The sequence below is a fragment of the Hamadaea tsunoensis DSM 44101 genome (genome assembly GCF_000428945.1).
GTDB classification, from domain to species: Bacteria; Actinomycetota; Actinomycetes; order Mycobacteriales; family Micromonosporaceae; genus Hamadaea; species Hamadaea tsunoensis.
Genome location: NZ_AUAX01000055.1, coordinates 1 through 20,921 on the forward strand (window position 1 = coordinate 1; position 20,921 = coordinate 20,921).

Consider the following 20,921-nt stretch of genomic DNA (forward strand, 5'->3'; position numbering starts at 1 on the left):
GCGACCTGTTCCGCCGCCTGCCCGAACACCTGACCAAAACAGTGACCTGGGACCAAGGCGTCGAAATGGCCGAACACCACCACATCCAACTCGCCACCGACTGCCGGGTCTACATCTGCGACCCGCACTCACCCTGGCAACGCGGCACCAACGAAAACACCAACGGCCTACTACGCGACTACTTCCCCCGCGGCCGCTTCGACTTCCGCACCATCGACCAAGCCGGCCTCGACGTGATCGCCGACCAACTCAACCGGCGACCACGCCAAACCCTCGACTGGGACACCCCCACCGAACGCCTCAACCAACTCCTACTTGCACCCACCGGTTGAAACCACCGACGAAATTCGAGACATTCGCGCAAGATCGTCGGGGTGCTCGGGGCGCCGCGACGAAGGGAAGGCGAATGGAGATCGTCAGCTGATGGCTATGACGATGTCGGCGACCGTCGCGGGCGGCCCGGTGACGGTCGTCGCCCGCACCTCCCACGCCCCCGCGGGCAGGCGCAGGATCGCCCCCTGGTTGCCGTCGCCGAGCGGCCGCAACGGCAGTGCCGGTTCCAGAACCCGGCCGTCCACATGGGTGATCCGCAAGGTCAACGGCAGCGTGGCGTTGTCGCTGCTGATCCAGACGCGGGCGGGTTCGCCGGCGCGGATCACCTCCGGCAGGTACGCCGTCAGTTCCGGCCCCGACGGCAGGTCCACTCCGCTGCCGTCGACGGCGTCGACGGTGTGTTCGAGGACGTGGTCGTCGTTCTGGAGGGTGGCGTGGCGTACGGCGAAGTGCATCGTGCGCGTGCCGACGGCCGGGTGCGCGGGCAGGCAGGCGAACGCGGGCACGATGCCGTCGCCGTGGGCGGGGAAGTCGGTGCCGTCCGCCAGCCGCCGCCGGTACGCGATCCCGTCCCCCGCCACCTCCGCGGACAGTTCGGTCGGCTGGCGGCGCCCGCCGAGATGGACGGCGTCGGTGAGGTCGCCTTTGAGCAGCAGGTCGGGTACGGCGAACGCGGCCTCGGCGGCGGTACGCGGAACGCCGGGCAGGGTCACCTCGCGCAGGTCGGCCGGGACGCCGGAGTGTGTCGCGAAGCGGTAGGACGGCAGGAGGTTCGCGACCGCCGGCAGCGTACGCGTCAGCCGGGTCAGGGCCGTGTCCAGCCGTTCGGCGGCGGGGGTGAGGCCGCCCGCGTACGCCTTGACGGTCCTGACCGCGCCGGCGAACGGGGTGCCGACCGTGATGATCCGCCGGGTGACCTCGGCACCCCCGTAGGCGGCCACGTACGCGGCGGCGATCAGGCCGCCCATCGAGTGTCCGATGAAGACGACCCGGGCGTCCTGCTCGCCGGGCTGCGACCGCCAGCGTTCGAGCGTCAACTCGATGCGGCGGCCCAGTTCGCGGGCGTTGTAGGGGACCGACAGCCGCCAGTCGTACGGGAACGTGAGGACGCGTTCGGGCCGGTCGAGCCGTTGCAGCCGGGCGAGCAGCCGGTGGTATCCCGCCCCCGCCCACAGTCCGGGCAGGACGTGCCAGCCGGTGACCAGCCGCGTCGCGTCGGCCGCGTACGCGCCGTCGGCCGGCTCGTCGCCCAGGCCCTCGGGCAGCCGCAACGAGTTCAGCAGGTCGGTCGTGGACGTGACGGAGGTCCAGGCCGCCGCCATCGTCGTGTTCCAGATCTCGCGCCCGCGCCGTTCGAGGACGCTGCCCAGGAACCCGGGGACCACCACCACCAGGTCGTGCGCCACACGGTCATCGTCCCCGCCGCCGCGGTCACGGCCGATCGGATGATCGGACAACCTCGGCCGGAACCCGTGAACCTTCGATGTCGCGGACGGAACCGCCACCGGAAGAGCGCATGCCGCCCGGCCACCAGAACCGGTCGCCGAGGAGCGTGCCGATGGCCGGGACCAGGGCTGTGCGTACGAGAAGGGTGTCGAGCAGGACCCCGATGCCGACGATGATGCCGATCTGCGTGAGGGCGATGACGGGAAGCACGCCGAGCACGGTGAAGACCGCGGCGAGCAGGATGCCGGCGGAGGTGATGACGCCGCCGGTGGCGGTCAGCGCGCGGGCCATGCCCGCCGGGGTCCCGCCCCGGGAGAGAGTCTCCTCCCGCGCCCGGGTGACCAGGAAGATGTTGTAGTCCACGCCGAGTGCGACCAGGAACAGGAACGACAGCAGCGGGACCGCGGTGTCGAGCGCCGGGATGCCCACGAGCCGGAACACGTAGGTCGCGGCGCCGAGGCTCGCGGCGTAGCTCAGGATCACCGTGAGCAGCAGCAGGACCGGCGCGACCAGCGCGCGCAGCAGCAGGATCAGCACCACCAGCACCACCGCGAGCACGAGCGGCCCCACCACCCGCGCGTCGCGCAGGGCGGTGTCCCGCTGGTCCAGGTCCTCGGCCGGCGCCCCGCCCACGAGCGCGCCGGGAAGCCGGTCCCGCACGCGCTTCACCGTCGCGTCGGCCTCCGCGCTGCCTGCTTCGCCCTTCACCTGTACGCGTACCTGGGCGAGGCTCCCGTCGGTGGACAGCTCGGGGCGCCCGACCTGGTCGACGCCCTCGACGGACGACAGGGCGGCCGCATCGGACGGCGCGGACGCGGCGGGCACCACGACGACCAGCGGCTGGGCCGCCCCGGCGGAGAAATGCCGGGCCAGGGCCTCCGAGGCGGTCACGGACTCGACCTTCGTGCGGAACACCTCGGTCTGCTTCAGGCCGATCTTCGCCTGGCCGAGTCCGGTGGTGACGGCGAGCAGCAGCAGCGTGCCGGCGATCAGGACGGCACCGGGCCGGCGCCCGACCAGCGCCGCGATGCGGCCCCAGAGACCGTGGCGGTCACGCGTACCGGGGTGGGGGGTGAAGGGCCAGAACACCGCGCGGGGTACGCAGGCCAGCGCCGCCGGCAGCACGACGAGGCCGAACAGGAGCGCCACGGCGACGCCGAGGGCGGCCGACAATCCCAGGGTCCGATTGCTGACCAGGTCGGCGGCGAGCAGGGTCAGCACGGCCAGGATCACGGTGGCGGCGCTGGCCAGCACGGCGGGACCCGCGGCCCGGACGGCCTTCGCGAGGGCTTCGCGCCGGTCCGGCGTACGCCGCAGCTCCTCCCGGTAGCGCGAGATCAGCAGCAGCGCGTAGTCGGTGCCGGCGCCGAACACGAGGACGGACACGATCCCGCTGATCGACGCGTCCGTACGCTCGCCGGTCAGGTGCGCGATCCACGGCAGCAGCTTGGCGACGACCTGGTCGGCGACCCCGATGACGAGCAGCGGGATCAGCCAGAGCACGGGACTGCGGTACGTGACGAGCAGCAGCAGCGCGACGACGGCGGCGGTCGCGGCGAGCAGCGTGAAGTCGGCTCCGTCGAAGGCGGCCGCGATGTCCCGGGCGAAGGCCGGTCCGCCGGTGACCTGACCGGTCAACCCGGCGGGCAGTCCTTCGTGGACGGTCGTACGCAGTTCCTCGACGGCCGTGTCGCCGGCGCCCTCCGGCAGCGTCACGGTCACGAGCGCGGCCTGCCCGTCCGGCGCGGTCTGAGCCGGGATCGCGATGTGCAGCCCGGTCCGCAACGCGTCGATGGCGGCGTGGTCGGCCTGCGTCAGCGGCCCGTCGGTACGCTCGAACACCACGAGCGCGGTTCCCCGCGTACCGCTGGGGAAGGAGCCGAGCAGCTGGGCGACGCGGGTCGACTGCTTGCCCGCGGGCAGGCCGTCGCCGGGTTGCGCGGCGGGCTGGCCGGGGGATGTGAGGACGGCGAGGGCCGCGATCCCGAGGGCGAACAGAAGGACGAGTATCGATCCGAACCGGCTGGTGACTCCGCGGGCGACCGGCATGTCCGCTCCTCATATATTTCGACGACCGAAAAGTTTGATCGTCGAAATGATACGATGAGCGCCGTGCCGGAGCAAATCGAGGAAGCCCACCAGGGCACGGAACCGCACTCGGAGGAGCGGGCCGCCGCCCTCCTGGAGCTGCGGGAGGCGCTGCAGCTGTTCTCCGTCGAGGCGGACGTCTTCGTGGACGTGTTCGCCCGCGCGCACGGCCTGGGCCGCAGCGATCTGAACGCGATCATGTGGACCGCGCGCAGCGCGTCGGCCGGCGAGCCGATCACGGCCGGGGAACTCGCGGCCAAGCTGGGCCTGGGCGCGTCGGCGGCGACCTCGTTGATCGACCGGCTGGAGAACGCCGGCCACGTACGCCGCAAGCGCGACCCCGCCGACCGCCGCCGCGTCACCGTCACGATGGAGGACACGGCGATGGCCATGGCGGTCGCGTTCTTCCAGCCGCTCGGCGTGCGGATGGCGGCCAAGGTCGCGGAGCGCTCCACGGCCGACCTGCAGACGGCGGCCGAGGTCGTCCGCGCGATGACCGCGGCGGTCACCGACGCGCGGACGGCGACCCGCAAGCAGTAGTCCGGCGTATTCCTAGTGTCCGGTGCGCATCCGGCCGACCCAGCGGAACGGTGCGAGCACCGCGTCCACGCCCGAACGGATCATGATGTCGATCCAGTCCGGGTCGGGCACCGCGACGCGCTCGCCGTTGACATGGGTGGCCGTCAGCTCCCGCCGGTGGGCCGCCACGAACTGCCCGTAGCTCGGTGTGCTCATGGGGGACACCTCCCAACTCTCCATCTTCAGGTTAACCCCGTCACCAGGGCCGATACCGTCATCTCTCCCGCTTGCGCGGCCTGCGCGGCACGAAGCCACTCGTCCGGGCGACGTAATCGGCGTACCCGGGGCGGCGTTCGGCCATGCCCTGCTCCAGGAGCGGCTTGCCGGTCTTCCCGGCGAGGAAGTAGGTCATGACGATCGGGGAGAGGATCGTCGCCGCGCCCGCCCAGGTGCCGCAGGCGAGCAGGTAGAGGCCCCACCACACCGTGGCGTCGCCGAAGTAGTTGGGATGCCTCGTGTAGCGCCAGAGGCCGGTGTCCAGTACCTTGCCCTTGTTGGCCGGATCCCGGGTGAAGCGTACGAGCTGGCGGTCGCCGACGGCCTCGAAGTAGAAGCCGACGGCCCACAGCGCGACGCCGGGCAGCAGCCACCAGTCCGGTGCGCTCCGGTCGTACTGGGCGACCTGCACCGGCAGCGACACGAACCACATGATCGCCGCCTGGAGCAGGTACACCATGCCGAACGCGTACAGGCGGGGCTTGCCGGCGAGCAGCTTGGCGTATCGGGGATCCTCGCCGTGCCCCCGCCCCCGGTACGCGATGTGCGCCGCCAACCGCACGCCCCACACGACCGTCAGCCCCGTGACCAGTACGCGCCGGACCGCGTCCCCGTCGGCCAGCAGGCCCGTGGCGACCGCGATCCCGGCGAACCCGAGTCCCCAGGCGACGTCGATGTAGCGGTCGCGGTGCCGGACGGTCCCGATCACGAAGGTCACCGAGACGACACCGAGCGCGACGAGCGCCGTGACCCAGAGGTTCGTCAGCATGCCGTGCTCCAGCGCGCGTCGCGGACCAGGGGCAGGCCGGTCTCGCCGAGGCCGGTCGGGCGTACGGCGAGGATCTGGTCGACGCCCATCCGCCGCTCGGCGAACGCGAGCGCGCCGCCCACGAGGTAGAGCCGCCAGACCCGGGCGGTCGGTTCGCCGATCATGGCCACCACCTCGGTCCAGCGTTCCTCCAGTGCGGACAGCCAGGCCCGGGCCGTCAGCACGTAGTGCTCGCGCAGCGCGTGGACGTCGCGTACCTCCAGGCCGGCCCGTTCGAGCAGGGAGACCGTGTCGCCGACCGGGCGCATGTGCATGTCGGGCGCGATGTAGGACTCGATGAACGCCCCGCCGCCCGGTGCCGTCCCGCCCCGCGACATCTGCTGGACGAGCACCCGGCCGCCCGGCTTCACCAACTCGTGCAGCCGCCCGGCGAACGCCGGATACGTGTGCTCGCCGACGTGCTCGCCCATCTCGACCGTGGCCACCGCGTCGAACGGCTCCGCGTCGAGATCCCGGTAGTCGAGCAGGCGTACGTCCACGTCGAGGCCGTGTTCGTCGGCCCGCTCGCGGACGAACGCGTACTGCTGCGCGGACAGGGTCACCGCCGTCACGTGCGCGCCGTACTCCCGCGCCGCGTGCAGGCTCAGCGAACCCCACCCGCAGCCGACGTCGAGCAGCCGTGCGCCCGGGTGCAGGCCGAGCTTGCCGCAGATCAGATCGAGCTTGTCGGCCTGGGCCTCCGCGAGCCCGTACAGCGGGTCGCCGGTCCGGGTCCAATAGCCGCACGAGTACGCCATCCGCGGATCCAGCAGCAGCTCGTAGAACTCGTTCGACAGGTCGTAGTGGTAGCTGATGGCGGCTCTGTCGCGGGCGCGGCTGTGCCGGTCGCCGGACAGGGCGGCCTGCAACGCCGGCGCCTTCGGCTTCGGGCCGATCAGGCGGTGCTTGGCGGCGAACCGCAGCGCCCGCACGTAGTTCGGCTTCGGCCGCCGGCCCCGGAACGCCTGCCACACCCGGCTCAGCCCCTCGCCGAGATCGCCCAGCACGTCCACCTCCCCCAGGATGTACGCCTGGGCGAGCGCCAGTTCCGGCGGATACCACAGGAGCCGGCGTACGGCGGTGCGATCGGCGATGACCAGCGTGGGCCGGGTGGCGGCGCCGGCCTCGCTGCCGTCCCACGCGATGAGGCCGATCGGCAGCGGCGCGCCGGTCGCCTCCTCGACGAGCGCGACGAGTTCCTCCGCGATCGTGCTCATGCTGCCTCCAGGGTGTACTGGTGAACGTCTATGTATCCGGCGGCGAACCCGGCCTGGCAGTACGCGAGGTAGAACTCCCACGTACGCCGGAACACCTCGTCGAAGCCGAGCGCCGCGACCTCGGCGGCCCGGGCGGTGAACCGCTGCCGCCACAGCCGCAGCGTCTCGGCGTAGTCCCGGCCGAAGCTGAGCCGGTCGACCGTGCGCAGCCCCGGCGCGTACTCGATGATGTGGGGCGAGGGGAGCAGCCCGCCGGGGAAGATGTACTTCTGCATCCACGTGTAGGTGTTGCGGGTGGCCAGGTAGCGCTCGTGCGGCATGGTGATGGCCTGCAGGCCGATCCGGCCGCCCGGCACGACCAGCCGCCGCAGCGTGCCGAAGTACGCGGGCCAGAAGCGCTCCCCGACGGCCTCGACCATCTCGACGCTGGCCACGGCGTCGAAGCGGGCGGTGCCGGGGATGTCGCGGTAGTCGCAGAGCTGGACGGTGACGCGGTCGCCGACCCCGGCGGCGCCGGCGCGCTCGCGGGCCAGCCGCAGCTGCTCGGCGGAGAGCGTGACACTGTGGACGGTCGCGCCGCGGCGGGCGGCGCGGATCGCGAGCTCGCCCCAGCCGGTGCCGATCTCCAGCAGCCGGGTGCCGGGGCGGACGCGGATCTGGTCCAGCAGACGGTCGATCTTCCGGTGCTGCGCGGGGGCGAGATCACTCCACTGCGGCGTGCCGGGCGCGCCGCCCGCGGCCCGGAAAGCGGGGAAGGCCCGGTCGAACAGCGCCGCCGAGTACGTCATCGTCTCGTCGAGGAACAGCGCGAACAGCTCGTTGGACAGGTCGTAGTGCCGCTCGATGTTGCGCCGGGCGTTGCCGACCGTGCCCAGCTCGGCCGACGGGGCCTCGGCACCGTGGAAGCGGCGCAGCCGCTGCAGCCAGCCCGGCACGAGCCCGGCCATGTCGGTGGCGAGGACGGTCAGCAGCCCCGGCAGGTCGTCGGCGGTCCAGTCGCCGGCCTGGTACGCCTCCCCGAACCCGATCAGCCCGCCGACCGCGATCCGGTGGTGGAACGCGTCCGGCCGCAGTACGCGCAGCACCGGCCTTCCCTCGTCGCGACCGGCTTCCGCACCGGGATAGACGACGGAGATCGGCAGCCGCCGGGTGAGCCGGCGCAGGAGCAGGCGGACGGCCCGCGCCTTGAGCGGCGCGTTCGGGACGGCCGCGACGTCCGGCCAGCGGTGGGAGTCGACGACGGTCGCTTCGAGGAGCCCGGTCATGGTGCGGCCTTTCGCGGAATCACGGGCAGCCCGCGCAGATACAGGCGTACGCCATGCCAACGGATGCGGATGGTGTTCACGAGCGGACCGAGCGGATGGCGTACCGACAGCCGCAGCAGGTTCGCCGTGGTCGCCGGGCGCCGCCTGCCGGTCAGGGACGCGCTGAACGCCTTCCCGTCCGGCCGGACCAGGTGGATCACCAGGTGGAGACGCTCGCCGGGCTCGGGCAGGCGCATCCGATAGTCGCCGCTGACATCGAAGAACGGGGAAACGTAGAACTCCTTGCGGGTGATCATCCGGCGCGGATCGCCGTCCTCGTCCGGCCGGAGTACGTAGGTGTGCCGGCCGCCGTAGGTGTTGTGCACCTCGGCGACGACGCGTACCAGCTCGCCGGCGGCGTCGTGGCACCAGTAGACGGTGATGGGATTGAAGACGTAGCCGAGCACCCGGGCCTGGGTCAGCATGCTCACCCGGCCGCCGCCGAGATCCACGCCCGCCTCGGCGAGGACCGCGTCGAGGTTCGCCCGCAGGCTGCGGCCCGGATCGCCGACGTGGTCGCGCGCGCGGAACCGGGCCAGCGGCCGCAGCGCCCACGGCAGCCGCGGCGGATCGTCCGGGTCGATCAGCCAGAAATACGTCCGGTGCCCGAAGCCGTAGCGCAGGGGGCGGCTGCGCTCATGGCGTACCACCGCCTCGTAGAGCGCGCCGTTCACCGCGCCGGTCACCGTGCCGTTCACCAGGTCACCCCCAGCGCCGCGGCCGCCGCGACCCCGGCCCGGCAGCCGTCCTCGTGAAAACCCCAGCCGTGGTACGCGCCGGCGTACGCGATCCGGTCGGTGTTGAGCTGGGACAGGCGGCGCTGCGCCCGAATCGTGTCGGTCGTGTAGACCGGGTGCCGGTAGGCCATGCGAGCCAGTACCCGTTCCGGCGCGATCTCCTGCGAGCTGCCGAGGGTCACCACGAAATCCGTGTCCGACTCCAGGTTCTGGAGCGTGTTCATGTGGTAGCTGACGCGTACCGCGCCGGGCTCGGGAGCGCAGGCGGGCAGCAGGTAGTTCCAGCTCGCCACGGCCGCCCGGTGCCGGGGCAGGACGCGGGCGTCGGTGTGCAGCAGCGTCTCGTTCGCCGAGTACGCGAACGCGCCCAGGACCGACCGCTCGGCCGGCGTCGGATCGGCCAGCAGGGCGAGCGCCTGGTCGGCGTGCGTGGCCACGACGACGGAGTCGAACTCGGCGGCCGTGCCGTCCGCGTCGCGTACCTCGACGGCGTCGTGGTGCCGGCGGATCGAGCGGACCGTGCTGAGCGTACGCACGTCGGCCAGCCGCTTCGCAACCAGGTCCACATAGGACCGAGAACCGCCGGTCACCGTACGCCACACCGGCGAACCCTGCACCGACAGCATCCCGTGATGGTCGAGGAAGGTGAACAGATACCGCGCCGGGTACGCCTCGACCAGATGCGGCCCGCACGACCAGACGGCCGAGACGAGCGGCACCACGAAATGCCGGACGAAGTAGTCGCTGAACCGGTGCCGCCGCAGGAACTCGCCGAGCGTCGGCTCCCGCTCGGCCGGCTCGGTCGCCAGCAGCGCCCGCGCCGCCCGGTGGAAGGCCGGGACCTGCGCCAGCAGTCGCAGGAACCGGGGATCGGCGGCGTTCGCGGGGCGCGCGAACAAGCCGCGCAGCCGCCGGGCTCCCGCGTACTCCAGGCCGCAGCCACGACAGGAGACGGACATGCTCATCTCCGTCGCCTGGGTGGCCACGCCGAGCTCGCGGAAGAGCCGCCGGAGGAGGGGATAGGTGCGGTCGTTGTGCACGATGAAGCCGGAGTCGACGGCGAGGGTGGTGTCGCCGGCCGCCACGTCATGGGTGTGGGCGTGGCCGCCCAGCCGGTCGTCGGCCTCGTAGAGGGTCACGTCGGCGCCGTTGCGCAGGATGTACGCCGCGGTCAGCCCGGAGATGCCGGCGCCGACGACGGCGACGCGTTTCTGACGGTTCTCATCTGCCACACCCCGTATTCGGAGCCGTCCCCCTCCCGGATGGCCCCGCCCCGATCGCCGGCGATCTTGAATTTCCGGCGATCTTGCGCGAATGTTCGGGCTATCCGGGCATTCCAGGCAGAAAGCGGGACATTCGCGCAAGATCGCCGCGGCGGGTGGGGCGGGGGAGCGGCGGGTGGGGGCAGGGGGCGCGGCGGGTCAGGAGGGGCGGGCGGTGGGGAGGTTCGCCGCGGTCAGCACCTGCTTGCGCCGCTTGGCCGGCAGCCGGTCGACGTACACGCGCCCCTGCAGGTGATCCCATTCGTGCTGGAGGCATCGCGCCAGCTGCCCGGTGCCCTCGACCGTCACCGGCCGGCCGTCCTTGTCCACACCGGTCACCGACGCCCAGCCCGGCCGCGCCATCGGAGCGGTCTGTCCGGGCACCGACAGGCAGCCCTCGTCCTCCTCGACCAGCCCCCGGTCGGCGCCTTCCGGCAGGTGCAGCTCCGGGTTCACGACATGGCCCTTGTACGCCTTGCCGTCCGCGTCCGTGCAGTCGTAGACGAACACCTGCCGGTCCACGCCGATCTGGTTGGCCGCGAGTCCGCAGCCCTGGGCGGCGTACATGCTGGCGAACATGACCTCGACGAGGTCCGCGAGCTCGGCGTCGAACCGTGTGACCGGCGCGGTCGGCCGGTGCAGGACGGTCTCGCCGTAATGGGTGATAGGTCGAGCGGTCGTCACGTTGCCAGTATGCCGCGAGCCGCCGGGCGGGTCAGCCGACGCCTCGGATCCAGTTCCACGCGTCGATGATCCAGGTGATCCGCGACAGGTAGCTCACGCCGCAGGCCGCCCAGAACAGCCCGATGACCGCGTGCGACACCCAGGCGGACCGGCGGACGCGGTTCATCGTCCGCTCCAGCACGACCAGCCCGATGAGGCGGCACAGGCCGAAGAAGAACGCGCCGATCACGAGGATGACCAGCAGGGCCACGAAGGCGCTGACCTGGTCGCCGTTGCTGGCCGAGAGGGCGAACAGGCCCCAGCACCCGACCAGGATGCCGGCGCCGATCGCGCTCCACTTGCCGCCCCGCCGCAGCATGCGTACGCGTTGGCGCAGCGGGACCGACGGCTGCTTGAGCGGGCCGCGCGTGACGATGCCGGGACCGCCGTAGCCCGCGGTCTGCTCCTCGAAGGTGAGGGTCGGTTCGGAGTAGCCCCCCGCGGCGGCGCGGTCGACCGAGGCCTTGCCCGCGGCGAAGGAGGGATCGGCCGGCGCCTGCCCGCGCTGCTGCATGGCCAGCGTCGGCTGCTCGGCCGACATGTCCATCGTCTTGTCCAGGCGCGGCGGCTGCTTCTCGCTCACGATCTGCGTCCTCCCCAGTACGCGGTCATCGACGCCCACAGCGTAGTTCTTCCCTGCGACAGCCTTCACCGCGTAGGGTCGCCGAGTATGGAATCCGACGTCGAACGGGGCCTGCGCAGCCTCGTGGGAGCGGGCTCGTCCCAGGTCAGCGTGACGGCCGCGATGCGGGCACGGGACGCGGCCCGGCCGACCGAGGAAGATCTCGCGCGGGCCGAGGAGTCGCTGCAGATCGTCCGGCGCGGCTGGGTGCCCCGCGACGAGTTGCCCCGCCGCTGAGCCCGCCCCGGCCGCTGAGCGGGGACCTCAGGGCAGCGGCGGCAGCTCCCGCGTCTTCTCGTACGCGCTGACCTGGTCGATGCGCCGCTGGTGGCGGGCGTTCCGCGAGAACGGTGTGGCCAGGAACGTCTCGACGAGCGTGGTCGCCTCGTCGAGCGTGTGCTGCCGGGCGCCGATGCCGACCACGTTCGCGTCGTTGTGCTCGCGGCAGAGCCGGGCCGTGTCGACGTTCCAGGCCAGCGCGGCGCGTACGCCGTCGATCTTGTTGGCCGCGATCTGCTCGCCGTTGCCCGAGCCGCCGACGACCACGCCGAGGCTGCCCGGGTCGCGGACGACGGCCGCGCCGGTGGCGAGGCAGAACGCCGGGTAGTCGTCGTCGGGGTCGAAGACGGCCGGGCCGATGTCGACGACCTCGTAACCGAGGCTGGCCAGGTGGCTGACGAGGTGGGTCTTCAGCTCGTAGCCGGCGTGGTCGGAACCCAGGTAGACGCGCATGCTCGCCAGTCTTCCAGCCGCGCGCGGGCGGTGCTGGTCGGGGTGGCCGGATTTGAACCGACGGCCTTCCGCTCCCAAAGCGGACGCGCTACCAAACTGCGCCACACCCCGATGCGCGCCGATGTGCCGCCCGGCCGCGCCCCGCAAGCATAAGGGTCCGCCGCCGCGAGCGTCGGGGTGCGGTCGGTGTGGCGGCGGGGTCGAGGTGGGACGGGCCCGCTATTGCGGACTTTTTTCGCGAATGCTGCGCATGCCCCGTCCACCGGGTTCACCATGTGTTAGTGACCAGTAACTCTTCGTGGCTAGCCACCGTCGCCGAGACCATCGACGGCGCGTGGTACGTCCCGTTCCTGGTCGCCCTCGTCGCGTTCGGCCTCATTCTCGGAGTACGCGCGGCGGTGCCCACGCTCAGGCCGGCCACCGTCGTCCGTCGTCGTCCCGTGGCCAGCCCCTATCCGGGCCGCCACGTGGCACCTCCGGGATATCGCCCGGCGCAACCAGGCGACCTGGTCCGGCGTACCCGTCCGTAGTGCACGGGCGGGTGCTGTCGCCTGTGTGACAGGCGGCGGAAGTGCGGCCGCAGGCCATACCGTCGAAGATTGCGAATACCACGATGTACGTGGGCCCGTTCCGGCGGGCCCGTGTATCTCGTTCTCGATCCCCGGTGGGGCTCAGTCCGTAGCAGCCGGACAGGGTTCCACCGGGCTTACCGTGTGCGCGGCCGGCTGCCCGGGGTGGGCGTTTTGCCCGGTCAGCGGGGTGCCCCGGACGACACCCGGTGTGACATCTGCCGGGAACGCCCGGCCCGATGCGGGCGCGGGGCTGGTCTTTCGCCTACACTCGACCGGGCTCTTCGTGGGCCCGGCCAACCTATGACTTCCACGTCCGCTTCCAAGTTTCAAGGAGTACGTCTGTGAAGAGCACCGTCGAGACTCTGAGCCCGACTCGCGTGCGGCTCGCCATCGAGGTGCCGTTCGACGAGCTCGCGCCCAACCTGAACAAGGCGTACCGGGAGATCGGCGCTCAGGTCGTCATCCCCGGCTTCCGCAAGGGCAAGGTCCCCACGCAGGTCATCGACCAGCGGGTCGGCCGGGGCGCGGTCCTGCAGGAGGCGGTCGACGAGGCCATCCCGCAGCAGATCTTCGCGGCGGTCCAGGAGCACGACGTCAAGCTGCTCGGCCGGCCCGAGGTCGACATCCAGGAGTTCGCCGACGGCCAGCCGCTGAAGTTCACGGCCGAGGTCGACGTGCGTCCCGAGGTCGAGCTGCCCGACCTGACCACCATCGCGGTGGAGGTCGACCCGATCGCGATCGACGACAGCGAGATCGAGTCCCAGGTCGACGCGCTGCGCCAGCGGTTCGCCACGCTCAAGACCGTCGAGCGCGCCGCGCAGAACGGCGACTTCGTCCAGATCGACCTCTCCGCGACGGTCGACGAGGAAGAGGTCGAGGGCGGCCAGGCGAGCAACATCTCGCACGAGGTCGGCTCCGGCCAGCTGCTGCCCGGCCTGGACGAGACCCTGGTCGGCCTGTCCGCCGGCGACGAGACCACCTTCACGACCCAGCTCGTCGGCGGCGACCACGCCGGCAAGGACGCGGACGTCAAGGTCGTCGTGCGTACGGTCAAGGAGAAGGAGCTGCCCGAGCTGGACGACGAGTTCGCCGGCCTGGCCAGCGAGTTCGACACCCTGGAGGAGCTGCGCGGCAACCTGCGCGAGCGGCTGACCCGGGTCAAGAAGGTCGAGCAGCTGTACGCGGCGCGCGACAAGGCGCTGACCGAGATCGTGAAGGTCGCCGCCGTGCCCGCGCCCGAGGGCGTCGTCCGCGACGAGGTCAACCAGCGCAAGCAGTCGATGTCCGAGGAGCTGGAGCGGGTCGGCGCCTCCCTGGCCGAGTACCTCGAGGCCGAGGAGAAGACCGAGGAGCAGGTCGACACCGAGCTGGCCGAGGCGGCCACCGAGGGCGTCAAGATCCAGCTCGTGCTGGACGCGCTCGCGGACAAGAACGAGATCCAGGTGACCGACGACGAGTTCGGCCAGGAGATCGTCCACCGTGCCCAGCGGGCCGGCATGGCTCCGCAGGCGTACTACGACCGGCTGGTCCAGGCGGGCCTGGCCGGCTCGGTCTACGGCGACGTACGCCGCGGCAAGGCCCTCACCGTCATCCTCGAGAACGTGATCATGAAGGACACCGACGGCAGCGTGCTCAGCCTGGACGAGCTGCGCAGCACCGAGCCGGGTCACGAGGGTCACCTGCACGCGTGATGCGATGAGATCGCGATGACACGAGGCATGAGGGCGGCGAACCGGGGCACACCCGGCGCCGCCCTCATGCGTTGATCAAGCCGACATACCGCCGGGCGCGTACGCCGCCAGCGAACAGCGGGCCTTACGGGGAAGGTAACCCCTCGGCAGCGGGTTAGGGTCGGCGTAAGACACTGTGCTTACTGAGTGCCTACTGAACAGAAGGGTTGGCATGAGCGAGCTTCACCTCCCACCGCAGTTGCGGGGATCAGAGCAACTCGCCGGAGGTCTCGACGACTCCGTGTACAACCGGTTGCTGAAGGAGCGGATCATCTTCCTGGGAAGTGAGGTCAACACCCAGGTGGCGAACCGGATCTGCGCGCAGCTGCTGCTGCTGAGCGCCGAGGACCCGGAGCGCGACATCACGCTCTACATCAACTCGCCCGGCGGCTCGGTCTACGACGGCATGGCGATCTACGACACCATGCAGTTCGTCACGAACGACGTCTCCACCATCGCGCTCGGCATGGCCGCCAGCATGGGCCAGATGCTGCTGTGCGCGGGCGCGTCCGGCAAACGGTACGCCCTGAAGCACGCGCGCATCATGATGCACCAGGCCTCCGGCGGCATCGGCGGTACCGCGGCCGACATCGCCATCCAGGCCGAGCAGATGATCCACACGAAGCGGCTGCTGATCGACCTGATCGCGCAGCACACCGGACAGTCGTCGGAGCAGGTGGAGGCCGACTCCGACCGTGACCGCTGGTTCACCGCGGAAGCGGCGCAGGAGTACGGCTTCATCGACCACGTCATCACCGGTGTCTCGCCGGTCCCGGTCGGAAACTGAGGGGGAAGAACATGTCCGACTTCGCTCCGGTGACCAACCGGTACGTGCTGCCGTCCTTCGTGGAGAAGACGTCCTACGGCGTCAAGGAGTCCAACCCGTACAACAAGCTGTTCGAGGACCGGATCATCTTCCTCGGCGTACAGGTGGACGACGCCTCGGCGAACGACATCATGGCGCAGCTGCTGGTGCTGGAGGCGGCCGACCCCGACCGTGACATCACCATGTACATCAACTCGCCCGGTGGCTCGTTCACGGCCATGACGGCGATCTACGACACCATGCAGTACATCCGCCCGGACATTCAGACGGTCTGTCTGGGTCAGGCGGCGAGCGCGGCGGCGGTCCTGCTCGCGGCCGGTACGCCCGGCAAGCGGCTGGCGCTCACGAATTCGCGGATCATCATTCACCAGCCGGCCACCGAGGGCGGCTACGGTCAGGGCTCGGACATCGAGATCCAGGCTCGCGAGATCATGCGCATGCGCAGCAACCTGGAGGAACTGCTGTCCCGCCACTCCGGACGGGCGGTCGACCAGGTGAAGCGCGACATCGACCGTGACAAGATCCTGACGGCCGATGAGGCCAAGGAGTACGGTCTGGTGGACAATGTGCTGGCAAACCGCAAGAAGACGGGCCTGGCCGCGGTCAAGTAGTCTCTTCTCAGGGAGCGTTCGGCGTGGCGACACGCGCGAGCGCTCCCTGAGTCGGTGAATCCGGTCGCCAACGGGTAACGTCGAGGCGGCAGTGACATCGTTCCTCGCAACGGGTGTGACCCGGGTGCGACGGGCGGCACGGGGTCGGACGGGCGAGGGAGAGTCGTAGGTGGCACGAATCGGCGACGGCGGCGACCTGCTGAAGTGCTCGTTCTGCGGCAAGTCGCAGCGCCAGGTGAAGAAGCTCATCGCGGGACCGGGCGTCTACATCTGCGACGAATGCATAGATCTCTGCAACGAGATCATCGAGGAGGAGCTGGCCGGCGAGGACCAGGTCCGCTTCGAGGAGCTGCCCAAGCCGGTCGAGATCTGCCAGTTCCTCGACCAGTATGTGATCGGCCAGGAGCAGGCCAAGAAGACGCTGTCGGTGGCGGTCTACAACCACTACAAGCGCATCCAGGCCGACACCGGCGGGCCGCCGCACCGCGACGGTGAGCAGGTCGAGCTGGCCAAGTCGAACATCCTCATGATCGGCCCGACCGGCAGCGGCAAGACGCACCTGGCGCAGACGCTCGCCCGGATGCTCAACGTCCCCTTCGCGATCGCCGACGCGACCGCGTTGACGGAGGCCGGCTACGTCGGCGAGGACGTCGAGAACATCCTGCTCAAACTGATCCAGGCGGCCGACTGGGACATCAAGCGGGCCGAGACCGGCATCGTCTACATCGACGAGATCGACAAGATCTCCCGCAAGTCGGACAGCCCGTCGATCACCCGGGACGTCTCCGGGGAAGGCGTACAGCAGGCGCTGCTGAAGATCCTCGAGGGCACCGTCGCCAACGTGCCCCCGCAGGGCGGTCGCAAGCACCCGAACCAGGAGTTCGTGTCGATCGACACGACCAACATCCTGTTCATCTGCGGTGGCGCGTTCGCCGGCGTCGAGGACATCATCGAGACGCGTACCGGCCGCAGCGGCCTGGGCTTCGGCTCGCACCTGCGGGCCGTCTCCGAGCGCAAGACCGACGACGTGCTCGCCGGCGTGATGCCCGAGGACCTGCTGAAGTTCGGCATGATCCCGGAGTTCATCGGCCGCCTGCCCGTGCTCACCAACGTCCGCAGCCTCGACCGGACCGCGCTCGTGCGGATCCTCTCCGAGCCGCGCAACGCGCTCGTGAAGCAGTACCAGCGGCTCTTCGAACTGGACAACGTCGCCCTGGAGTTCGAGCCGGCGGCCCTGGAGGCCATCGCGGACCAGGCGATGCTGCGCGGAACGGGCGCCCGAGGCCTGCGCGCGATCCTCGAAGAGGTCCTGCTCTCGGTCATGTACGAGGTACCCAGCGACCCCAACGCGGAGAAGGTCCAGATCACGCGGGCGACGGTGCTGGAGAAGGTCTACCCGACCATCGTGCCCCGTGACTTCGTGGGGCGCCGGGCGCGCCACCGCGGGGAAGAGCGCTCCGCGTAGTGGTCCGAACCGCGCGGGTCGGCCTGGAAGGTTGCTGCTGGGCCCGCCCTTCGGGCGGTGCCGGGCACTCGGCCCCATAGTGCAACGTCCGTCAGCACAGAGATCAACAATTACTTCGTATTTGTTGATCTTGCACTGCCGGACGTCGCGGGCCGAGTGCGGGGCCAAGACCGCCGTCGTCGGGTTGGGTGGGTCCGGCTTCGATCCTTGGTTTAGATCTTGGTGCGGAGAGCGCTCTCCGAGTGGGGAACCTGTGGTGTAGCGTCGGGGGACCCCTGCCGAAAGAGATCTTGCCGTGATTGCTCCGCGTTGGGCTGTGGCCACCATTTTCGCCGTGCACGGCGCCGTCAGCGGCAGCGTCGCGGCTCGCATGCCGTGGATCGCCGAGCATGTCGGCGTGGGCGGGTCGGTGGGGCGGCTGGGCTTCGCGCTGGTCATGCCCGCCATCGGCGGCATTCTGACCATGCCGTTCGCCGGGCGGATCGTGCACGCGCTCGGCGGCCGCCGGGCGACCGCGCTGCTCATCGGCGGGTGGGCGGCGTCGCTCGTGCTGATCTCGCTGGCTCCGAATCTCGTCACGCTCGCCGCGGTCATGTTCCTGTCCGGCGTCTTCGCCTGCACCTCCGACATGGCCATGAACGCCGAGGGCATCGCCGTCGAGCGCGAGCTCGGTCGCTCGGTCATGTCGAGCCTGCACGGCATGTGGAGCGTCGGCGGGTTCGCCGCCGGCGGGCTCGGCTGGCTCATGGCCCACTGGGCCGTCGACGCACGCGCCCATTATCTCGGCGTCGCGGCCGTCCTCATCGCCGTGGGCGTCTGGGCTTCCTACCAGCTTCCCGTACGCGAACCCGAGGCCGACGAGGAAGGCGAGAAGGCTCCGAGCTTCGCCTTCCCGCGGGGGCTGGTCCTGGTCATCGGGCTGGTCGGGTTCGCGTCGATCTGCGCGGAGGCCGCGTCCGCCGACTGGAGCGCGGTGTACCTCGTCCGGCAGATGGGCGCCCCGGATGCCGTCGGCGCGATCGCGTACGCGTCGTTCGCCGGGGCCATGACGCTCTCCCGGCTCACCGGCGACCTCGTCGTACGCCGCTGGGGGCCGGTCGGCACGGTCCGCGTCGCCGGTGCGGTCGGTGTGGTCGGAGCGGTGCTCGTGTCCGTGTCCGGAGCTCTGGGCGGCAACGACGCCCCGACGGCCGCCCGGGTCACGGCGATCGCCGGTTTCGCGCTCGTCGGCCTCGGCATCGCCGTCGTCGTGCCGCTGGCCTTCGCGGCCGCGGGGCACTCGGCGGAAACGCCCGCCGGACGGGCACATGCGATCGCGGCCGTGGCGACGGTCGCGTACGGGGCGGGGTTGGCGGCACCGGGCATCGTGGGCGGCGTCGCCTCCTTCACGTCCCTGAGCGTCTCCTTCGCACTCGTCGCGGTACTCGTGCTCGTGACAGCGCTGTGTGCGCCGGTGCTCAAGGCGGGCAACGCGGCGGACCTCCGGGCCCAGGAGGAACTGGCGGCCGCCGGGGTCACCGGCGTCGACCGGGTCTGACTCGGTGTATGAATCAGCGGGGCCGGACCACGCGGCGGTCGAACTCCCGGGGCGGCGTCGTCACCAGCATCATGAACCGGGCCGGTGTGTCGCCCGGGTTCTCGTACGCGTGCGCCCGGTCGGCCACCAGATCGATCGTCTGTCCCGCGTAGACGGTGAACTCCTCGCCGGCCACCGTCACCATGAGGGATCCGGCGAGAACGTAGACGACTTCGCGCGTACCGGGCTGGTGGTCGTCGGAGGTGTGCTGCTCGTGGGGGGCCAGCCGCCAGTCCCACAGCTCCGCCTCGCCGAGCCCCCGTAACAGCCGGGCGGTTCCACCCCGGCCGCCCCGCCACAGCACCGGGGCCTCGTCGAAGTCGGTCACGTGGGTGCTCCGGTCGGCCGCCGGCTCCAGCAGCCGGGCGACGGTCACCCCGAAGGCGTCGGCGACGCGGGCGAGCGTACCGATGCTGGGGTTGGTCCGGGCGCCCTCGATCTGCACGAGCATGCCCTTGCTGACGCCGGACCGGCCGGCCAGTTCGTCGAGGGACCACCCGCGGCCGGTACGCAGCGCGCGGACGTGCAGGGCCACCGAGGCGTTCAGTTCGTCGGCCGTGCCCGCCATCGGGTGTGTGCCTGTGTCGGTCACCACACTGTCCTCCACGGTCAATATTGTGCTACGAATGCCCTGTGTACGCCATCACTCTGGCCGCCGCCTGCGCCCTCGTCTGGGGGGTGTCGGACTTCTGCGGCGGCAAGGCGACCACCCGGTCGCGACCGCAGTCGGTGACGGTGCTCTCCCAGGTGCTCGGCCTTCCGATGATCGCATTGCTCCTGGTGGTCCTCCCCGGTACGCCACGCTGGAGCGACGTGCTGATCGGGGCGGCGGCGGGGATCGCCGGCGTCCTGGGAATTCTGCTGCTGTACCGGGGACTGGCGCAGGGCTCCATGGCGGTCGTGGCCCCCACCACAGCGGTCACCTCCGCACTCGTCCCACTCGCGGGTGGACTTCTCGTCGGCGAGCGCCCCGGAACCGGTGCTCTCGTGGGGGCGCTGTGCGCGGTGGCCGCCATCGCCCTCGTCAGCCTCGCACCGGGCGAGTCCGGTGGCGATGCGGGTCCGCGTACCCCGCGGCACAAGACCATCGGGCTGGCCCTGCTCGCCGGCGCGGGCTTCGGCGCCTTCTTCGTGATCCTGCATTTCGCCGGAGAAGGTGCGGGGATGTGGCCGATGGTCGGCGTACGCGCCTCGTCCATCCCGCTGGGAATCTTCCTGGCGGTGCGCGCCCGGGCCGCACTGCGGCCGCCCGGCGGCAGCACGCTGCTCCTGATGGCCGGGGCGGGGCTGGGCGACACCTTGGCGAACGGGCTCTATCTGCTCGCCGTCCAGCACGGCGAGTTGGCGGTCGTGGCCCCGATAGCGGCTCTGTACCCGGTCAGCACGGTCCTTCTCGCGTTGATCGTGCAGAAGGAACGGATGCGGGCCGTACAGATCGCCGGACTCGGCCTCGCGGCCGCGGCATTGGTACTCACCGCACAGCCATGAGAATCCACAGTGTCCTCGCGTCCGCAGCCTCTGGAACTGCCCAAACGCAAGTGTGACGCGGGACAACCACCCCCGATTTGCACCGGCCGTCAAGCGTCGCGTAATGTTCTCTCTGCCAGCGCGGCACGGCCGCGAAACGAGCGGTGCGGGACCCCCCAAGGGAAACGCGAAACCGATCGGGTAAGCTGGACGAGTAGCCCCTGATGCCAACCCGGCGAAAGTCGGGCGGTTGACGGTGTGTGCTTGTTCTTTGAGAACTCAACAGGGTGCTTGTAATGCCAGTGCCAAGTTATTGCATCCCTCGTGGATGATTCCTTTGGTGATACCTCTTTGGAGGTTTGCCGGGATTTTTGAATTCTTTTTTGGAGAGTTTGATCCTGGCTCAGGACGAACGCTGGCGGCGTGCTTAACACATGCAAGTCGAGCGGAAAGGCCCTTCGGGGTACTCGAGCGGCGAACGGGTGAGTAACACGTGAGTAACCTGCCCCTGGCTCTGGGATAACTGTCGGAAACGATGGCTAATACCGGATATTCACTTGGGATCGCATGATTCTGTGTGGAAAGTTTTTCGGCTGGGGATGGGCTC

Annotated in this window: 22 protein-coding genes, 1 tRNA gene and 1 rRNA gene; 11 read left to right on the forward strand and 13 right to left on the reverse strand. The window is 70.5% G+C overall.

Features of this window, described 5'->3' with window-relative positions; translation table 11 throughout:
- The coding region (locus G401_RS0138510; RefSeq protein WP_027345366.1) for an IS30 family transposase at window positions 1–332 on the forward strand (332 nt) is incomplete at its 5' end.
- Window positions 333–416: 84 nt separating this feature from the next.
- Here G401_RS0138510 and G401_RS53870 read toward each other — a convergent pair.
- Window positions 417–1,739, reverse strand: coding sequence for an esterase/lipase family protein (locus G401_RS53870; RefSeq protein WP_051367890.1), 1,323 nt, complete (start codon window positions 1,737–1,739; stop codon window positions 417–419).
- Window positions 1,740–1,764: 25 nt separating this feature from the next.
- A complete protein-coding gene (locus tag G401_RS51325) occupies window positions 1,765–3,828 on the reverse strand; it encodes an MMPL family transporter (protein WP_051367891.1) in 2,064 nt (687 codons plus the stop codon).
- A 63-nt stretch (window positions 3,829–3,891) separates the two neighbouring features.
- Here G401_RS51325 and G401_RS0138525 point away from each other — a divergent pair, with 63 nt between their 5' ends.
- Window positions 3,892–4,407: a MarR family winged helix-turn-helix transcriptional regulator gene (locus G401_RS0138525; protein ID WP_027346684.1), complete on the forward strand. Its 516-nt coding sequence runs from the start codon at window positions 3,892–3,894 to the stop codon at window positions 4,405–4,407.
- A gap of 12 nt (window positions 4,408–4,419) precedes the next feature.
- Here the strand turns inward: G401_RS0138525 and G401_RS0138530 are convergent, their stop codons facing one another.
- The 8 genes from G401_RS0138530 to G401_RS58095 all read right to left on the reverse strand — a co-directional run bounded on the left by G401_RS0138530 (window position 4,420) and on the right by G401_RS58095 (window position 11,335).
- On the reverse strand, window positions 4,420–4,602 hold the full coding sequence (locus G401_RS0138530; protein WP_027346685.1) for a hypothetical protein: 183 nt from the start codon (window positions 4,600–4,602) through the stop codon (window positions 4,420–4,422).
- Between the two features lie 58 nt (window positions 4,603–4,660).
- Window positions 4,661–5,431, reverse strand: a complete 771-nt coding sequence (locus tag G401_RS0138535; protein ID WP_027346686.1) for a DUF1295 domain-containing protein — start codon at window positions 5,429–5,431, stop codon at window positions 4,661–4,663.
- Window positions 5,425–6,687, reverse strand: coding sequence for an SAM-dependent methyltransferase (locus G401_RS0138540; RefSeq protein WP_027346687.1), 1,263 nt, complete (start codon window positions 6,685–6,687; stop codon window positions 5,425–5,427). The genes G401_RS0138535 and G401_RS0138540 overlap by 7 nt, the downstream gene beginning before the upstream one ends.
- Window positions 6,684–7,952 carry an SAM-dependent methyltransferase gene (locus G401_RS0138545; RefSeq protein WP_027346688.1) on the reverse strand — a complete coding sequence of 423 codons (1,269 nt, stop codon included), beginning with the start codon at window positions 7,950–7,952 and terminating at the stop codon, window positions 6,684–6,686. The genes G401_RS0138540 and G401_RS0138545 overlap by 4 nt, the downstream gene beginning before the upstream one ends.
- A complete protein-coding gene (locus tag G401_RS0138550) occupies window positions 7,949–8,689 on the reverse strand; it encodes a DUF1365 domain-containing protein (RefSeq protein WP_211240961.1) in 741 nt (246 codons plus the stop codon). The genes G401_RS0138545 and G401_RS0138550 overlap by 4 nt, the downstream gene beginning before the upstream one ends.
- Window positions 8,686–9,960: an NAD(P)/FAD-dependent oxidoreductase gene (locus G401_RS0138555; protein ID WP_027346690.1), complete on the reverse strand. Its 1,275-nt coding sequence runs from the start codon at window positions 9,958–9,960 to the stop codon at window positions 8,686–8,688. Before G401_RS0138555 ends, G401_RS0138550 begins: the two co-directional genes overlap by 4 nt.
- A gap of 189 nt (window positions 9,961–10,149) precedes the next feature.
- Window positions 10,150–10,674: a peptide deformylase gene (gene def / locus G401_RS51330; protein ID WP_034594446.1), complete on the reverse strand. Its 525-nt coding sequence runs from the start codon at window positions 10,672–10,674 to the stop codon at window positions 10,150–10,152.
- 31 nt (window positions 10,675–10,705) lie between these two features.
- Window positions 10,706–11,335 (reverse strand): hypothetical protein, encoded by a 630-nt coding sequence (locus G401_RS58095; RefSeq protein ID WP_245602063.1) that lies wholly within the window; start codon window positions 11,333–11,335, stop codon window positions 10,706–10,708.
- 48 nt (window positions 11,336–11,383) lie between these two features.
- On the opposite strand from G401_RS58095, the gene G401_RS58100 reads away from it, so the two are divergent.
- Complete coding sequence (locus G401_RS58100) at window positions 11,384–11,572, forward strand: hypothetical protein (RefSeq protein ID WP_034594447.1); 189 nt, start codon at window positions 11,384–11,386, stop codon at window positions 11,570–11,572.
- 27 nt (window positions 11,573–11,599) lie between these two features.
- Here the strand turns inward: G401_RS58100 and G401_RS0138575 are convergent, their stop codons facing one another.
- Entirely contained in the window at window positions 11,600–12,067 is a 468-nt protein-coding gene (locus tag G401_RS0138575; protein WP_027346691.1) for a ribose-5-phosphate isomerase, read from the reverse strand.
- 34 nt (window positions 12,068–12,101) lie between these two features.
- A tRNA-Pro gene (locus tag G401_RS0138580) sits at window positions 12,102–12,178 on the reverse strand.
- A 170-nt stretch (window positions 12,179–12,348) separates the two neighbouring features.
- Between G401_RS0138580 and G401_RS56505 the strand changes: the two genes are divergently transcribed.
- From G401_RS56505 to G401_RS0138605, 6 genes are all read left to right on the forward strand, one after another.
- Window positions 12,349–12,597, forward strand: coding sequence for a hypothetical protein (locus G401_RS56505; RefSeq protein ID WP_157546777.1), 249 nt, complete (start codon window positions 12,349–12,351; stop codon window positions 12,595–12,597).
- Window positions 12,598–12,980: 383 nt separating this feature from the next.
- Window positions 12,981–14,330 carry a trigger factor gene (gene tig, locus G401_RS0138585; RefSeq protein ID WP_027346692.1) on the forward strand — a complete coding sequence of 450 codons (1,350 nt, stop codon included), beginning with the start codon at window positions 12,981–12,983 and terminating at the stop codon, window positions 14,328–14,330.
- 211 nt (window positions 14,331–14,541) lie between these two features.
- Window positions 14,542–15,156 carry a ClpP family protease gene (locus G401_RS0138590; protein ID WP_027346693.1) on the forward strand — a complete coding sequence of 205 codons (615 nt, stop codon included), beginning with the start codon at window positions 14,542–14,544 and terminating at the stop codon, window positions 15,154–15,156.
- Window positions 15,157–15,167: 11 nt separating this feature from the next.
- Complete coding sequence (locus tag G401_RS0138595; RefSeq protein ID WP_027346694.1) at window positions 15,168–15,806, forward strand: ATP-dependent Clp protease proteolytic subunit; 639 nt, start codon at window positions 15,168–15,170, stop codon at window positions 15,804–15,806.
- Between the two features lie 169 nt (window positions 15,807–15,975).
- On the forward strand, window positions 15,976–17,271 hold the full coding sequence (gene clpX, locus G401_RS0138600) for an ATP-dependent Clp protease ATP-binding subunit ClpX (RefSeq protein ID WP_027346695.1): 1,296 nt from the start codon (window positions 15,976–15,978) through the stop codon (window positions 17,269–17,271).
- 316 nt (window positions 17,272–17,587) lie between these two features.
- Window positions 17,588–18,808 carry an MFS transporter gene (locus G401_RS0138605; protein ID WP_245602064.1) on the forward strand — a complete coding sequence of 407 codons (1,221 nt, stop codon included), beginning with the start codon at window positions 17,588–17,590 and terminating at the stop codon, window positions 18,806–18,808.
- Between the two features lie 13 nt (window positions 18,809–18,821).
- Here G401_RS0138605 and G401_RS0138610 read toward each other — a convergent pair whose 3' ends face one another.
- Window positions 18,822–19,454, reverse strand: coding sequence for a helix-turn-helix domain-containing protein (locus G401_RS0138610; protein WP_245602065.1), 633 nt, complete (start codon window positions 19,452–19,454; stop codon window positions 18,822–18,824).
- Between the two features lie 26 nt (window positions 19,455–19,480).
- Between G401_RS0138610 and G401_RS0138615 the strand changes: the two genes are divergently transcribed.
- Window positions 19,481–20,335 carry a DMT family transporter gene (locus tag G401_RS0138615; RefSeq protein ID WP_027346698.1) on the forward strand — a complete coding sequence of 285 codons (855 nt, stop codon included), beginning with the start codon at window positions 19,481–19,483 and terminating at the stop codon, window positions 20,333–20,335.
- 359 nt (window positions 20,336–20,694) lie between these two features.
- Window positions 20,695–20,921: ribosomal RNA gene (locus tag G401_RS0138620) — 16S ribosomal RNA — on the forward strand; the annotation flags it as partial.

Excerpts from the sequence above, each read along its gene's own strand:
- G401_RS51325 (WP_051367891.1), bottom strand. The coding sequence starts at position 3,828 with ATGCCGGTCGCCCGCGGAGTCACCAGCCGGTTCGGATCGATACTCGTC.
- G401_RS0138530 (WP_027346685.1), bottom strand. The coding sequence starts at position 4,602 with ATGAGCACACCGAGCTACGGGCAGTTCGTGGCGGCCCACCGGCGGGAG.
- G401_RS0138535 (WP_027346686.1), bottom strand. The coding sequence starts at position 5,431 with ATGCTGACGAACCTCTGGGTCACGGCGCTCGTCGCGCTCGGTGTCGTC.
- G401_RS0138540 (WP_027346687.1), bottom strand. The coding sequence starts at position 6,687 with ATGAGCACGATCGCGGAGGAACTCGTCGCGCTCGTCGAGGAGGCGACC.
- G401_RS0138545 (WP_027346688.1), bottom strand. The coding sequence starts at position 7,952 with ATGACCGGGCTCCTCGAAGCGACCGTCGTCGACTCCCACCGCTGGCCG.
- G401_RS58100 (WP_034594447.1), top strand. The coding sequence starts at position 11,384 with ATGGAATCCGACGTCGAACGGGGCCTGCGCAGCCTCGTGGGAGCGGGC.
- G401_RS0138575 (WP_027346691.1), bottom strand. The coding sequence starts at position 12,067 with ATGCGCGTCTACCTGGGTTCCGACCACGCCGGCTACGAGCTGAAGACC.
- G401_RS0138590 (WP_027346693.1), top strand. The coding sequence starts at position 14,542 with ATGAGCGAGCTTCACCTCCCACCGCAGTTGCGGGGATCAGAGCAACTC.
- G401_RS0138595 (WP_027346694.1), top strand. The coding sequence starts at position 15,168 with ATGTCCGACTTCGCTCCGGTGACCAACCGGTACGTGCTGCCGTCCTTC.